At 71.1% G+C, this 13,276-nt stretch carries 14 protein-coding genes and 1 pseudogene; 4 read left to right on the top strand and 11 right to left on the bottom strand.

The features are described from left to right. Positions 1 to 14: 14 nt before the first annotated feature. Positions 15 to 272, bottom strand: coding sequence for a hypothetical protein (locus BLU27_RS00740; RefSeq protein WP_092649603.1), 258 nt, complete (start codon positions 270 to 272; stop codon positions 15 to 17). 126 nt (positions 273 to 398) lie between these two features. On the opposite strand from BLU27_RS00740, the gene BLU27_RS00735 reads away from it, so the two are divergent. Continuing rightward, positions 399 to 2,264, top strand: a complete 1,866-nt coding sequence (locus tag BLU27_RS00735; protein ID WP_092649601.1) for an MFS transporter — start codon at positions 399 to 401, stop codon at positions 2,262 to 2,264. Positions 2,265 to 2,350: 86 nt separating this feature from the next. On the opposite strand, the gene BLU27_RS00730 is transcribed toward BLU27_RS00735, so the two are convergent. The 3 genes from BLU27_RS00730 to BLU27_RS00720 form a co-directional block, all read right to left on the bottom strand. Beyond that, positions 2,351 to 3,274, bottom strand: a complete 924-nt coding sequence (locus tag BLU27_RS00730; protein ID WP_092649599.1) for a D-isomer specific 2-hydroxyacid dehydrogenase family protein — start codon at positions 3,272 to 3,274, stop codon at positions 2,351 to 2,353. A gap of 79 nt (positions 3,275 to 3,353) precedes the next feature. After that, positions 3,354 to 4,139, bottom strand: coding sequence for a phytanoyl-CoA dioxygenase family protein (locus tag BLU27_RS00725; protein WP_092649597.1), 786 nt, complete (start codon positions 4,137 to 4,139; stop codon positions 3,354 to 3,356). Between the two features lie 211 nt (positions 4,140 to 4,350). Further along, a complete protein-coding gene (locus tag BLU27_RS00720; RefSeq protein ID WP_092649595.1) occupies positions 4,351 to 5,145 on the bottom strand; it encodes an aldo/keto reductase in 795 nt (264 codons plus the stop codon). 105 nt (positions 5,146 to 5,250) lie between these two features. Between BLU27_RS00720 and BLU27_RS00715 the strand changes: the two genes are divergently transcribed. Then, entirely contained in the window at positions 5,251 to 6,378 is a 1,128-nt protein-coding gene (locus tag BLU27_RS00715; protein ID WP_241827708.1) for an LLM class flavin-dependent oxidoreductase, read from the top strand. 58 nt (positions 6,379 to 6,436) lie between these two features. Further along, complete coding sequence (locus BLU27_RS00710; protein ID WP_092656961.1) at positions 6,437 to 7,006, top strand: GNAT family N-acetyltransferase; 570 nt, start codon at positions 6,437 to 6,439, stop codon at positions 7,004 to 7,006. Here BLU27_RS00710 and BLU27_RS00705 read toward each other — a convergent pair. Both BLU27_RS00705 and BLU27_RS00700 read right to left on the bottom strand, forming a co-directional pair. Continuing rightward, positions 6,994 to 8,049 (bottom strand): ABC transporter ATP-binding protein, encoded by a 1,056-nt coding sequence (locus BLU27_RS00705; protein WP_092649593.1) that lies wholly within the window; start codon positions 8,047 to 8,049, stop codon positions 6,994 to 6,996. The two genes, BLU27_RS00710 and BLU27_RS00705, sit on opposite strands and share 13 nt — an antisense overlap. 25 nt (positions 8,050 to 8,074) lie before the next feature. Beyond that, positions 8,075 to 9,010, bottom strand: coding sequence for an ABC transporter permease (locus BLU27_RS00700; RefSeq protein WP_092649591.1), 936 nt, complete (start codon positions 9,008 to 9,010; stop codon positions 8,075 to 8,077). 105 nt (positions 9,011 to 9,115) lie between these two features. Here BLU27_RS00700 and BLU27_RS29455 point away from each other — a divergent pair, with 105 nt between their 5' ends. Then, a complete protein-coding gene (locus BLU27_RS29455) occupies positions 9,116 to 9,289 on the top strand; it encodes a hypothetical protein (RefSeq protein WP_172804840.1) in 174 nt (57 codons plus the stop codon). A 48-nt stretch (positions 9,290 to 9,337) separates the two neighbouring features. Here BLU27_RS29455 and mscL read toward each other — a convergent pair whose 3' ends face one another. From mscL to BLU27_RS00675, 5 genes and pseudogenes are all read right to left on the bottom strand, one after another. Then, complete coding sequence (mscL, locus tag BLU27_RS00695) at positions 9,338 to 9,850, bottom strand: large conductance mechanosensitive channel protein MscL (protein ID WP_092649589.1); 513 nt, start codon at positions 9,848 to 9,850, stop codon at positions 9,338 to 9,340. 96 nt (positions 9,851 to 9,946) lie between these two features. Next, positions 9,947 to 10,810: a Flp pilus assembly protein CpaB gene (gene cpaB / locus BLU27_RS00690; protein ID WP_092649587.1), complete on the bottom strand. Its 864-nt coding sequence runs from the start codon at positions 10,808 to 10,810 to the stop codon at positions 9,947 to 9,949. Between the two features lie 373 nt (positions 10,811 to 11,183). Beyond that, positions 11,184 to 11,474, bottom strand: a pseudogene (locus BLU27_RS00685) (FmdB family zinc ribbon protein); the annotation flags it as partial. 174 nt (positions 11,475 to 11,648) lie between these two features. After that, a complete protein-coding gene (locus BLU27_RS00680; protein ID WP_092649583.1) occupies positions 11,649 to 12,185 on the bottom strand; it encodes a hypothetical protein in 537 nt (178 codons plus the stop codon). Continuing rightward, positions 12,182 to 13,276 (bottom strand): ABC transporter ATP-binding protein, encoded by a 1,095-nt coding sequence (locus BLU27_RS00675; RefSeq protein ID WP_092649581.1) that lies wholly within the window; start codon positions 13,274 to 13,276, stop codon positions 12,182 to 12,184. The genes BLU27_RS00680 and BLU27_RS00675 overlap by 4 nt, the downstream gene beginning before the upstream one ends.

Below are 13,276 nucleotides of genomic sequence, written 5' to 3'. Positions count from 1 at the left end.
GGCCCGGAGCCTGGTCAGCCGTTCGCCCGGCGCTCACGCAGGGCACGTACGGCGCGCACCACGCGAAGCGGGAGCAGTCCGACAAGCGGGGCACGCCGGCCGAGATCCTTGCTGTCCTCGCGGTCGAAGGCGGCGGCGTACCGGACGGCGTCGGAGGCGGTGGGGTACCTCTTGCTGCCGGCGGCACCGCAGCCGCGCTGGCACCGCCAGACCATGGTCTCGCCCTCGGCCGAGAAGCGATACCGATGGCCGAGAACCCGACAGCGCACCATGACGGCGCATCCTACGGCGCCACCTGGACGTACGCCATTTCGCCGCGAGGAAGTCCCCCCGGCGCGTGCGGAGCATCTCTGCACGCGTCCCATCCGCCTTGTCTGAGCGAGTGAAACGGACTGCTCATGTCGTCAACCACGTTGGACACCATTCGAACCCGGGTGCCGGCCCGGCTCGACCGCCTGCCATGGTCGCGTTTCCACTGGCGGGTGGTGATCGGTCTCGGCACGGTCTGGATCCTCGACGGCCTCGAGGTGACGATCGTCGGCTCGGTCGCCTCCCGGATGATCGAGAAGGGCAGTGGGATCCACCTCACTGCCGGCGACATCGGTACCGCCGCCGCGATCTACGTCCTGGGCGCCTGCCTGGGCGCGTTGCTGTTCGGTCAGCTCACCGACCGGTTCGGCCGCAAGAAGCTCTTCCTGCTCACGTTGGGCGTCTACATCGTCGCCACGGTGGCCACGGCGTTCGCGTTCGCACCGTGGTACTTCTTCCTGGCCAGGTTCTTCACCGGCATGGGTATCGGCGGTGAGTACTCCGCGATCAACTCCGCGATCGACGAGCTCATCCCCGCCCGCAACCGCGGCCAGACGGACATCGCCATCAACGGCAGCTACTGGGTCGGTTCCGCGCTCGGCAGCCTGGCCGCGATCGTTCTGCTCTCCGACCTCTTCGCCACCGACCTGGGCTGGCGGCTGGCGTTCGGGCTGGGTGGCATCTTCGGCCTGGCCATCCTCATCGTCCGCCGTCACGTCCCCGAAAGCCCGCGGTGGTTGTTCATCCACGGGCGCGAGGACGAGGCGGAGAAGATCGTCGACTCGATCGAACGCGAGGTTCGCGCCGAAGCCGACGAGGATCTTCCCGAACCCGGCGAGAGCATCACGGTTCGCCAGCGCAAGACCATCCCCTTTCGGGAGCTCGCCAAGGTCGCGATCAAGAAGTACCCCCACCGCACGCTGCTCGGCCTGGCGTTGTTCATCGGGCAGGCGTTCCTCTACAACGCGGTGACCTTCGACCTGGGCACCATCCTCAGCACGTACTTCAAGGTGGCGTCCGGTTCGGTGCCGTTCTTCCTGGCCGTGTTCGCGGTCGGCAACTTCCTCGGTCCGCTGTTGCTGGGAAGGCTTTTCGACACTGTCGGACGTAAACCGATGATTGCGGGCAGCTATCTCGGCGCCGCTGTGGTGACGGCCGTGGTCGGCTTCCTGCTCCTGAGCAACTCGCTGAGCTCCGTGTCGTTCATCGTGTTGCTGGCCCTCGGGTTCTTCATCGCCTCGGCCGGCGCCAGCTCGGCGTACCTCACGGTCAGCGAGATCTTCCCGATGGAGACCCGGGCGCTCGCGATCGCGTTGTTCTACGCGGTCGGTACGGCCATCGGCGGCATCACCGGGCCGCTGCTGTTCGGCCAGTTCATCCACAGCGGCAACCTCGGGCTGGTGGCACTGGGCTTCTTCATCGGTGCCATCGCGATGGCCTTCGGCGGTATCGCCGAGCTGGTGTTCGGGGTGCGCGCCGAGCAGCAGTCGCTGGAGAACATCGCCCGCCCGCTCACCGCGGAGGAGGCCGACGAAGGTGCGGGTGCGGGGGAGCAGGCGGAAGCAGGACCCGAGGACGACGAGTGGGCGCGGGCGCGTGCAGCCGAGGCCGAACGCGACGAACGCATCGCCCGGCGGTCCGAACGCCTGCGCACGCAGCGGTATCGCCCCGGCCCGGGTACGTCGTTCTACTCGCCCGGGATGCACGCTTCCGGCACCTCGCCGAGCCAGAGCCGCGTGGCCGGGGAACGTGCCCTCGACGAGGAGGTCGCCCGGATCGCCAACCTGGTACGCGATCGCGGGACGATGGACCGCGACGCCTTGTTCCGCGAGCTCGGCGCCCGCCGGTGGGGACCCCGAAGGTTCGACGCAGCGCTGCGGACCGCCGTCGCCGAAGGTCTCGTCAGGCAGACGGGTCGCCGGCAGTTCGGCCCGCCTGCGGACCAGAACCGCTAGGGGAACGACCAGGGAGCAACACGCACCAGGGCACCAGAGCAGGAGCAGCGGGCGCGCCGGTCGACGACAGGCGCGCCCGCCGGCGTTCAGTAGCCGCGTTCCACCTCGACCAGCCCGACCAGGTCCTCGCCCGCGATGTAGCGTCGGACGTTCTCGTGCACCCGCTTGGTGAGTCCGGGGATGAGCAGATTCGGCGGGTTGGCCGAGTGGGGCGTGATCAGCGCCCGCGGCTCGTCCCACAGTGGGTGGCCGTCCGGCAGCGGCTCGGGGTCGGTGACGTCCAGGCCGGCGCCGGCGATGCTGCCCGTACGCAGGGCCTCGACCAGCGCGTCGGTGTCGATCAGCGAGCCCCGGGCGATGTTGACCAGCCAGGCGTGCGGCTGCATCAGCTTGAGCTCCCGGGCGCCGATCAGGTGCTTGGTCTCGGGGGTCGAGGGGGCGCCGATCACGACCACGTCCGAGGCGGTGAGTACGTCGTCCAGCCGGTCGGGGGTGTACGTCTCAGCGGCACCCGGCACCGGCGTACCCGACCGGGTGATCGCCAGCACGCGTACCCGCAGCGGCTCCAGCATCCGGATCAGCGCGCGGCCGATCCCGCCGCAGCCGACGATGCCGACCGTGGAGTCCAGCAGCGTTCCCGACCGCACGCCCGTCCAGGTGCGCTCGCCGGCGAGGGTGTGCAGCTGGCGTACGCCGGCGAGCATGAGCGCCAGCGTGTGCTCGGCGACACCGTCGGCGTAGCTGCCGACCGCACAGGTGTACACCTTGCCGGAGGTGAAGATGCCGGCCCGGAACCACGACTCGATGCCGGCCGACGGGAGCTGCACCCACCGGATGCCGTCGTGGTCGACGTCCTCGAACTGCTCGGGCGAGCCGCCCCACCACACCAGCGCCTCGGCCTGCGCGGCATCGTCGGTCACCTCCCCGCCGGCCGTCTTCACGGCCTCGAGGAGTTCGGGCAGTTGCTGCGGGCCGACGTAGATCTTGGGAGTACGTGCACCGGAGGTCATGCGTCCCAGTATCTCCGCGCCGGTCTCACCCGCGACCAGCGGTGGTGGGCCCTTCGCCAACCTCAGCTTGCCGTCGTTGTCAGCTTGCCCGCCGGGCGACGTCCTCGGCAGTGACGTCGAGCAGGAACCGCTGAGCGGGGCTGAGCCGGTCGTACGTCGTGGAACGGATGTAGGCCTTCTGGTCCAGCTGCTGGGCAAGGTCTCGGGTGCAGAAGGCCATGTGCATCGCACGCCTGGGACGGTCGGAGCTGTTCAGTGTCCCGCCGTGCCACAGGTGGCTGTTGAAGATCACCACCGTGCCGGCGGGCGCGAGCAGCTGAACCTCGTGGGGGTGGGCATCCCTGGGGTCGGCCATCTCTTGGCCGGGAAGCTTGGCCCACCGGTGCGAGCCCGGAACGACACGGGTGGCGCCGTTGTCGGCGGTGAAGTCGTCCAGCAGCCAGATGGAGTTGCACACACGGTACGCACCAGGCTGGACGGGCTCGCCGTAGTCGGCGTGCAGGGCCTGTAGTCCCTTGCCCGGGCGGGAGGCGCGGCTGTTGAGGGAGAACACCTTGAAGTCGCCGAGTACGTGACCCATCCCCGCCAGCACCCGCGGATGGGTGAAGCAGACGTCGAACATCGGGTCCTTGTTGATCAGGTCCGACAGCCGGTCCGCGCCCTCCTCCTGGTGGACCTCGAGGCCGGCCCGCTCGCCCTCGGCGGCGGTGAGCTCGGCCAGGCGGGCGTTGAACGCCGCGACCTGCTCGGAGCTGAGGATGCCCGGCAGCGGGAGGAACCCGTCCCGGTCGAGCTGGTCCTTCTCCTTCGTGGACAGGGTCTCGTCGGTGACGGCGAGGTCGCGTAGTGCGGTCGCCATGTCCATGGTGCGCTCCGTTCGGTCGTCTCCCGTGCACCATGGTTCGCCGCCTCCGGGCGGGTGTTCCACCTCTTGGCCGCCTGCGGTCGCCGCCTGGCCCGAAACGGCTGACGCCGCACCCGGCCCGGGAGCCAGGGTCCGGGCCGGGTGCGGCGTCGGTTCAGCGGTTCAGCGGTGCGGCCTCCCGATCACAGGTCGTCCGCATCACCTCGACCGATCACGCCTCGGACAGGTTGTCGATCGCGGTGAGCTCGTCCGCGGACAGCTCGAAGTCGAACACGTCGATGTTGGACTCGATGCGCTCGCGCTTGGCCGACTTGGGGATCACCACGACGCCGCGTTGCAGGTGCCAGCGCACGATCACCTGCGGGACGTTCTTGCCGTACTTGTCGGCGAGCCCGGTCAGCACCGGGTCGTCCAACTTGGCGGCGCGGAACGGGCTGTAGCCCTCCACGACGACGCCGCGTTCCCGGCTGCCCTCGAGCAGGTCGCGGTCGAACTGCACGGGGCTCCACTTGATCTGGTTCACCGCGGGCGTCACGCCGGTCTGCGAGGTGAGTTCGTCGATCTGGTCCAGGGAGTAGTTGCTCACGCCGATGTGGCGTACGAGGCCCTCCTTCTGCGCCTCGACGAACACCTTCCACGACTCGACGCCGGCGGTGCCGTTCGGCGGCCAGTGGATCAGCCACAGGTCGAGGTGGTCCACGCCGAGCTTGTCCAGGCTCTCCTGGAGGGTCTGCCGCTCCCGGCCGACGTGGTCCGGTGGCAGCTTGGTGGTGACGAAGACCTCGTCGCGGGGTACGCCGCTGTCGCGAAGTGCGGCGCCAACCTGGTCCTCGTTGCCGTAGCCGGTGGCCGTGTCGAGGTGGCGGTAGCCGGCTTCCAGCGCCCAGCTGACGGCCTGACGGGCCTCGTCGCCGGAGAGCTGCCAGGTGCCGAACCCGATCAGCGGGATGCGGGCGTCGGGGGAGAGCGGTGCGGTGAGTTGGGAGGACAGGCCGATGTCAGTCATGCATCGGTCCTACCCCGTGGGACCCGCCGAACGCCAACCAGTGGGCGTGGCGGGGGCGGGCTGGCCAGATGTGGCCGAACCGGCTCGCGGAGGTACGTTCGAAGGGTGTCCGACTCGATGTCCCAGCCTCAGCCCGCGGTCCAGCCGCCGACCCGGCCGGCAGACGCGACCGACCTCGCCGACGCCTCGTCGACCGGCCGGATCCCGATCTCCGTACTCGAACTCGCCCCGGTCGGTGAGGGGCATACGAGCGCGGAGGCGCTGAACGCGGCCGCGACCCTAGCCCAGCGGGCGGAGGAACTCGGCTACCGCCGCTTCTGGGTGGCCGAGCACCACAACATGCCTGGAGTGGCGTCCACGTCACCGGGTGTGTTCATCGGGCACCTGGCCGCGCGGACCAGGAGCATCCGGGTCGGCTCGGGCGGGGTGATGTTGCCCAACCACCCGCCGCTGGTGGTCGCCGAACAGTTCGCGATGCTGGAGGCGCTGAGCCCGGGGCGGATCGACCTCGGCATCGGCCGCGCGCCGGGCACCGACCCGGCGACCGCGGCGGCGCTGCGCCGGACGAAGGAAGGGCTCGGCGCCGAGGACTTCCCGCAGGAGCTCGCCGACCTGCTCGACCTGCTGGGGATCGGGGAGGGCGGTGGACGGCTCGCCCTGCGGCGGATGAGCGCGACGCCCGTGGCGACCTCGGCACCCGACGTGTGGCTGCTCGGGTCCAGCGGCTACAGCGCGCAGGTCGCCGGGATGCTGGGGCTGCCGTTCGCGTTCGCCCACCACTTCAGCGCGGCCAACACGCTGCCCGCGATGGAGTTGTACCGCTCGACCTTCCGGCCGTCCGCGCGGCTGGCCGAGCCGTACGCGATGGTCACCCAGTCGGCGTACGTCGCGGACACCGCCGAGGAGGCGGAGGCCATCGCCCGCCCGGCCCGGCTGGCCCAGGTCTCGCTGTACACCGGCCGTCCGCGGCGGACGCCCACGCCGGAGGAGGCCGCCGCCCATGAATGGACCGACGCCGAGCTCCGGATCATCGAGCAGGGCCCGAGCAGGCCCACGATCGGTGACCCGAAGTCCGTGCTCGCCGAACTCTCCGACCTGGTGGCTGCCACCGGCGCCAACGAGCTGATGGTGACGACGATGACGCACGGACTGCCCGAACGCCTGCGCAGCTTCGAACTCCTCGCCCAGGCCTGGACCGGCGGAGGCGTCAAGGGCGGATCCCGCGCTGGGTAGCCGGAGACCGGATGCAATTGGTTTGCACTCGGGCTCGCCGCGCCCGCACGCTCATCCCGTGACCGACATTCGCACCGATCGCCTTCTGCTCCGCCGCTGGCAGGCCGCCGACCTGGCACCGTGGGCAGCGATGAACGCCGACCCGGCCGTCCGTGAGCACCTGGGTGACCTGCTGACACCCGAACAGAGCGCGGCCTCGGTGAAGATGTTCCAGGCGGAGTTCGACGAGCGCGGCTACGGATGGTGGGCCGTCGAGGAACTCGCCACTGGGACGTTCATCGGCTTCGCGGGCCTGGACCCGGTGGAGGAGGACATGCCGTTCGACGGGGTCGAGATCGGCTGGCGGCTTGCTCGCCACGCCTGGGGAAACGGCTACGCCACCGAGGCCGCGCTCGCCACCCTGGCGTTCGGCTTCGGGACGCTCGCACTGCCGGAGATTCTGGCCGTGACGACAGCTGGGAACCACCGGTCGCAGGCGGTGATGCGGCGCATCGGCATGACCCGCGATCCCGCTGAGGACTTCGATGATCCTTCGGTGCCGGACGGTCCGCTGCGGCGGAACGTGCTCTACCGGATCAAAGCCGCTGGCATGCGCCGAGCCCGGCCGGCCGACAGTCACGCGGGGTAGCAGCGGATCTCGGCCGCCTTCACACTCGCCCAGACCCGGGCGCCCGGCTGCAGGCCGAGGTCGGCGACCGCGTCGGCGGTGACGTCGGCGAGCACCGGCGGCCGGCCCGTCAGGCGTACGCGCATGAGGTCGCCGTGGCGTTCGACGCCGGCGACGTCCACCTGCCAGCAGTTGCGCGGACTGCCCCCGGGCGCGGTGCGGTACAACGCCACCGCCGACGGTGCGAACGCCACGAACACCTCGCCCGCCGCTCGCGTTCCCGTGGTCAGCTCGCCGCCGTCGGCCAGGCGTACGACGCCGGCCTTGTCGGTGTGGCCGCGGAAGAGGTTGAGGCCGACGAGCCGGGCGACGTACTCGGTGCGCGGCGTACGGGCCACCTCCGCCGGTGAGCCGTACTGGGTGACCCGGCCGTTCTCCAGGACGACCAGCCGGTCGGCAAGCACCATGGCGTCCAGGGGTTCGTGGGTGACGAGGACGCAGGTTCCGTCGTACGCCGAGAGGTGCCGGCGAAGGTCGGCTCGGACGTCCACCCGGGTGGCGGCGTCCAGCGCGGCGAGCGGCTCGTCCAGCAGGAGCAGACGGGGCTTCACCGCGAGCGCCCGGGCCAGCGCGACCCGCTGCGCCTGCCCGCCGCTCAGGGCGCGGGGCCTGGCGCCCGCGACATGGGCGAGCCCGACGCGTTCCAGCCAGGACAGTGCCGCCGCCCGCGCCGGTGCCTTCGCCACGCCGTGCGCGCGCGGACCGAACGCCACGTTGTCCAGCGCGGACAGATGCGGGAACAGCAGGTAGTCCTGGAAGACCACGCCGATCGGGCGCTGGTCCACGCGCAGGTAGTCCTTCGTCGCCGGCCGGTCGAGCACCCGTTCGTCGAGGTGGATCTCGCCCGCGCTCAGTGGCTGCAGCCCGGCCAGCGCCCGCAGCGTGGTCGACTTCCCGGCACCGTTGGGCCCGAGCAGCGCGACCACCTCACCGGGGCCCGCGGCCAGGTCGAGGTCGAGGGTGAAAGCCGGCCGCCGGACGACGACGTGGGCGCGCAGACTCATCGGCGTTCACCCGTTCGCGTCGTTCTCATCGGGGCACCCAGCGGTCGCGCAGCGCGGCGAGCACCACCACCGAGACGACGAGGAGCAGGAGGCTGAGGACGATGGCGGCGTCGGGGCTGGTCTCCATCGCGACGTACACCGCGAGCGGCATCGTCTGCGTCGTCCCCGGGAAGTTGCCGGCGAACGTGATCGTGGCCCCGAACTCGCCCAGCGCCCTGGCCCAGGCGAGCACCGCGCCGGCCGCGACGCCGGGGGCGACCAGGGGGAGGGTGACCCGGCGGAACGTCAGCCAGCCCGAGGCGCCGAGCGTGGCGGCGGCGTCCTCGTAACGACGGTCCGCCGCCCTGAGGGCTCCCTCGACGCTCAGCACCAGGAACGGCGTGGCGACGAAGGCCTCGGCGAGGACCACGGCCGCGGTGGTGAACGGCAGGGACAGGCCGAACCACGCGTCCAGCCACTGGCCCACCAGGCCGCGACGGCCGAGGACGAGCAGCAACGCGACCCCACCGACGACGGGGGGCAGGACGAGCGGGACGGTCACCAGGGCGCGCGCCAGTCCGCGACCCGGGAGCGTGCTGCGGGCGAGCACCCAGGCGAGCGGGACGCCGAGCACCAGCGCGACCAGGGTGGCGAGTGTGGCCGACACCAGGGACAGCCGCAGGGCCTGCCAGACCTCCGGCCGGCCCAGCTCCTCGACCAGTCCGGACCAGGGTGCCCGGACCACCAGGCCCAACAGCGGGACGACCAGGAATGCCAACCCGACGAAGGCGGGAACGGCGAGGACGACGGGAACCCGGGCGCGCACGCCGGCCCGGCGCCGCTCGCCGGCTTCCCTCTGGGCGGTTCGTGCGCCGTCGGGCTGAGCGTCCTGCTCTGTGGGGGACCAGCCGGCGGAGCCCGGTTGGCCGGCACCGGTGTCGGGACCGGTGCGCGGAGCGGGTCCACCGGTCCGTCGGGCCATGCCGGGATCCTAGGTCGGCCCCCGTTCCGCCAGGTGACGGGGACGGGGAAGGTGTGGGCGGGGCGGATCACCCCGGCGCCGCGACGAGGAGGCATCATCGAGGACATGGACGAACCCAGGCAGCCTCGCCGCTCCGGCCGACGTGCGGATGCGATCGGCCCGTTGCTGCCAGATCGAGCGGCTGAGGACGACCCGGAGCGCTGGGGCGACCGGGACGGGTCCGAGGACGACGCCGACCGCCGCCTGCGCGACGAGGTGCCGCCCCACCACGGCCAGTAGGAAGCCGGTAGGAAGCAGTGGCAACCCCAGCCCGGCTGGGGGCGGCCGTCAGCGGGAGACCGTCGGTTGCCCGGGTGGAGCCGGTGGCAGGTCGCGGCCCGGGCTCTGGTCGCCGGCTCCGTCTCGCCGCAGTTCGCCGGCACGGCCATGTTGGCCGTCTCGCTGCTCGCGCGCTTCGGCCAGCAGGTCGCGGATGTCGCGGAGCAGCAGGATGTCCTCGGCAGGTGGAACCTCCGGGGCGGCCTCGGGGTCGTGACGGTGCCGGCGCAGGGCCGCCAGCCGGTTGACCGGCACCACCACGAGGAAGTAGATCGTGGCGGCGATGATCAGGAAGTTGAACACCGCGTCGATGATCAGCCCGAGGCTGAAGTGCGCGTGGTGAACCGTGAAGCCTCCCACGTTGGTGAGGTCGGGCTTGCCGAAGATCGCCGCCACCAGCGGGTTGATGAAACCGTCGAGCAGCCCGGTGACGATCTTGGTGAACGCCGCGCCCAGGACGACCGCGACCGCGAGGTCGAGGACGTTTCCGCGCATCAGGAACTGCTTGAACCCCTTGAACATCGGGCTCCTTCCCAGGCCGTGTTCGGTCGTTGCCGGAACCTACCGTCCCCCGGCTTCGCCACATCACCCGCTGTCCGAGTCAGGCCCGGGGCGGGGTCAGGGAACCGCCCGCAGCACGAGGGAGATCCGCGACGTCACGGCCGCGCGGGCAAGGTCGGCGGCCGTCTCCGCCGGCACCGCCACCACGACCAGGCCGCCCTCGCCGCCGGTCTCGACCGAGCCGCCGGAGCCGAGGCCGCCGAGCGGCTCGCCGTCGTCGCCTCCCGAGCCGTTCGCCCCTTCGCCGGTGCTGCCCGGCAGTGCGAGCACCCGGACGTGGGTGGCCACCACCCGGGCCGGACGGGCAGCCGCCTGGTCGACGCCGGTGTCGGCGGCCAGCAGGTCGATCCGGTCGCCGGGCCGGACGAGGGCAAGTGAGCCGGGGTCGGCGACGCGTACGGGAGCCGCCACCACCTGGGTGGAGGATCGCACCCGGGCCAGCAGGTCGGGGCCGAGCAGCCGGACGTCGGTGAGCGGCTCGCCCGCCCGGACGGGACCGGCAACCACGGCACCGCGGCGTCCCGGCCCACCGGAGCGCGGGTCGCCGGGCAGCAGGACACCGGCGGGGACGACCTGGGGAGGGAGCGCGACCTCGCGCACGTCAGCCGGCGTGAGCGGCGCACCGCCGGAGAGGTCGCGTGCTGCCGCCAGGACGGCGACGGTGCGCGGGGGTTCGGGTGCCAGCAGGTGAAGGGCCAGCGCGACGCCCGCGGCGGCCAGCCCGGCCGCGACCAGTCGGCGATGCCGGGAGATCGCCCGGGTGACCTCTCTCAGGACCCCTCGCCGGCCGGTGCGGTCGTGTGCCCGCCCGGGGGAGCCGGGCAGGCCGGCACTCGAGGCTGCCGAGGACAGCCCACCCGCGCCGAACGGGTCGGTGGGCGAGGCGTCGGGGCGCGAGGTGACGAAGCGGCGGCGGGACATGCCAACGAGGCTAGGCAGCCGAGCTCACCCGGAGGCGGTTGTCCACAGCCGGGCCGCTCAGAAGCGCCGAACCACGGTCTGTGGACGAAAACCGGGGCCGCCCAGGACGGCCGGCACAGACGGCCGGCACGGACGGCCGGCACGGACGGCCGGCGCGGACGGCCGGCCCACGACGGCCCACCTGACCCGGACATACGCACTGCCGCCCTCGACCGAGGGCGGCAGTGCGTACGAACGAAGTTCCGCCGGCTCACGCCGGCGGTCAGGAAACGAACTAGGCGGCGTTGGAGGATCCGGAGCCGCTGGCGGTGCCCGCCTTGGACCCGGAGTCCTTGCCGGACCCGCTGCCCGAGCCGGAGGAGCCGTTCGAGCCGGACGAACCGGAGTCGGACGAGGTGCTCGCGGACTCCTTGCCGGACCCGCTGGACTCCTTGGACCCGGAGTCCTTGCTGCCGTTGCTGCCGTTGCCACCGGACCGCTGCTGGCCGTTACGGCTGTCGGTGCGGTAGAAGCCGGAACCCTTGAAGACCACACCGACGGCGCTGAAGACCTTGCGAAGCTTGCCGCTGCACGCGGGGCACACGGTCAGCGGGTCGTCGGAGAACTTCTGGACGGCCTCAAGCTGCTCGCCGCAGTCGACGCAGGAGTACTGATAGGTAGGCACTGCCACCCTCCATGTGCACGGTCTGAAGACCTTCGCCGGCCTCGGCGACCCGGTCGAAGGCGGCCTGGCCAAGGCGATACCGCAGCAAAGATTAGCACTCCGAGGCAAGGACTGCTAAGCCGTCCTTGCCTCGGAGACCAACGACGATCACCGGACTTCCACCGGCGCGGCACCTCAGTCGAACGCCTTCAGGTCCCGGTCGGTGGCGAACCACAGCGCCTCGGGGATCTCGAACGTGGCGTACGAGTAGTTGCCCATCGGCAGCCAGTAGTCGTACTCGTCGACGGTCGAACCCTGCCAGACCAGCACGATCCGCCAGGTGTCGACGTAGAGGGTCCAGACCCGCCGCTTCCGGACGGTGCCCTCCTCCTCGAAGGTGTAGACCCGCTCCAGCTTGACGAGGTTGCCGAGCAGGTCGTCCTTGCGGCTCTCGACCTCGCACCCGGGCAGCTGGGCGAGCCCCGCCTCGATGCCCTCACGGATCGTGTCCAGGTCCTCGGCGACCACGTGGTCGTCGAGCTTGCTGACCCACGCCGCGAAGTACGTCTTGGGGTCGTCCTCCTCGGGGGAGAACAGCACGCCCTCCCGGTCCTCGTCCAACTCGAACTGGTACCAGTCGGACGGGAACCGGAACGAGAACCGCCCCATCGGGTCCTGGTAGGTGCTCACCCCGGTGAACCGGGGCCGCCCCTCGCGGACGGGAGTGGTCACTTCGTTGCCTCCTGCTGCCTTTGCGCCTGCTGCTTCTCCGCCTGCTTGGTCATGACCTCCGGCGCCACCGGGACCTCGGTGAGGCGGCTCGCGCCCTTGAGCTCGAGGGTGTCGGAGAAGTGACAGGCTGCCATGTGGTTGTCACCGGTGTCGCGGAGCGGCGGCTCCTCGGTCCGGCAGATGTCCTGAGCGTACGGACACCGGGTGTGGAAGTAGCAGCCGGACGGGGGGTTGGCCGGGCTGGGCACGTCGCCGGTGAGCAGCGTGGGCCGGGTCCGCTTGCGCGGGTCCGGCTGCGGAAGGGACGACAGCAGCGCCTCGGTGTAGGGCATCTTCGGGTTGTAGAAGAGCTGGTCGGTGGTGCCGACCTCGACCACCTTCCCGACGTACATCACCGCGACCCGGTCCGAGATGTGCTCGACCACGCTGAGGTCGTGGGAGATGAAGAGGTACGTCAGGTCGAAGCGCTGCTGGAGGTCCTCCAGCAGGTTGAGCACCTGGGCCTGCACCGACACGTCCAGCGCTGACACCGGCTCGTCACAGATGATCAGCTTGGGGTTCAGCGCCAGTGCCCGGGCGATCCCGATGCGCTGGCGCTGGCCGCCACTGAACGCGTGCGGGTAGCGGCTGGCGTGCTCGGGCCGCAGCCCGACCACGGTGAGCAGCTCGGCGATCCGGTCCCGCAGCGCCCGCCCGGACAGCGTGTTGTTGATGATCATCGGCTCGGCGATGATCCGGCCGACCGTCATCCGCGAATCGAGCGACGAGAACGGGTCCTGGAAGATGATCTGCATCTCCGGCCGGATCCGCTTCAGTGTCTTGTTGTCGGCCTTCTCGATGTTGACCTTGCCCAGCTCGGAGTGGTCGAAGACCACCGAGCCGTCGGTGGGCTCCTCCAGCCGGAGGATGGTCCGGCCGGTGGTGCTCTTGCCGCAACCGCTCTCCCCGACGACCGAGAAGGTCTCGCCGCGCTTGACCGAGAGGTTGACTCCGTCCACGGCTTTCACGTGGCCGACGGTCCGCCTCAGGAAGCCCTGCTTGATGGGGAAGTGCTTCTTGAGGTCGGTGACCTCGAGCAAAACGTCGTTCAC

Origin of the sequence: Actinopolymorpha singaporensis (genome assembly GCF_900104745.1) — a bacterium.
Lineage (GTDB): Bacteria > Actinomycetota > Actinomycetes > Propionibacteriales > Actinopolymorphaceae > Actinopolymorpha > Actinopolymorpha singaporensis.
The sequence above is the reverse complement of the archived record's forward strand: the minus strand, read 5'-3'. Positions and strand labels throughout refer to the sequence as shown.

What these genes read in the sequence shown, in the direction of transcription:
- BLU27_RS00740 (WP_092649603.1), bottom strand. Translation starts at nt 272, where the DNA reads ATGGTGCGCTGTCGGGTTCTCGGCCATCGGTATCGCTTCTCGGCCGAG.
- BLU27_RS00735 (WP_092649601.1), top strand. Translation starts at nt 399, where the DNA reads ATGTCGTCAACCACGTTGGACACCATTCGAACCCGGGTGCCGGCCCGG.
- BLU27_RS00730 (WP_092649599.1), bottom strand. Translation starts at nt 3,274, where the DNA reads ATGACCTCCGGTGCACGTACTCCCAAGATCTACGTCGGCCCGCAGCAA.
- BLU27_RS00725 (WP_092649597.1), bottom strand. Translation starts at nt 4,139, where the DNA reads ATGGACATGGCGACCGCACTACGCGACCTCGCCGTCACCGACGAGACC.
- BLU27_RS00720 (WP_092649595.1), bottom strand. Translation starts at nt 5,145, where the DNA reads ATGACTGACATCGGCCTGTCCTCCCAACTCACCGCACCGCTCTCCCCC.
- BLU27_RS00705 (WP_092649593.1), bottom strand. Translation starts at nt 8,049, where the DNA reads ATGAGTCTGCGCGCCCACGTCGTCGTCCGGCGGCCGGCTTTCACCCTC.
- BLU27_RS00700 (WP_092649591.1), bottom strand. Translation starts at nt 9,010, where the DNA reads ATGGCCCGACGGACCGGTGGACCCGCTCCGCGCACCGGTCCCGACACC.
- BLU27_RS29455 (WP_172804840.1), top strand. Translation starts at nt 9,116, where the DNA reads ATGGACGAACCCAGGCAGCCTCGCCGCTCCGGCCGACGTGCGGATGCG.
- mscL (WP_092649589.1), bottom strand. Translation starts at nt 9,850, where the DNA reads ATGTTCAAGGGGTTCAAGCAGTTCCTGATGCGCGGAAACGTCCTCGAC.
- cpaB (WP_092649587.1), bottom strand. Translation starts at nt 10,810, where the DNA reads ATGTCCCGCCGCCGCTTCGTCACCTCGCGCCCCGACGCCTCGCCCACC.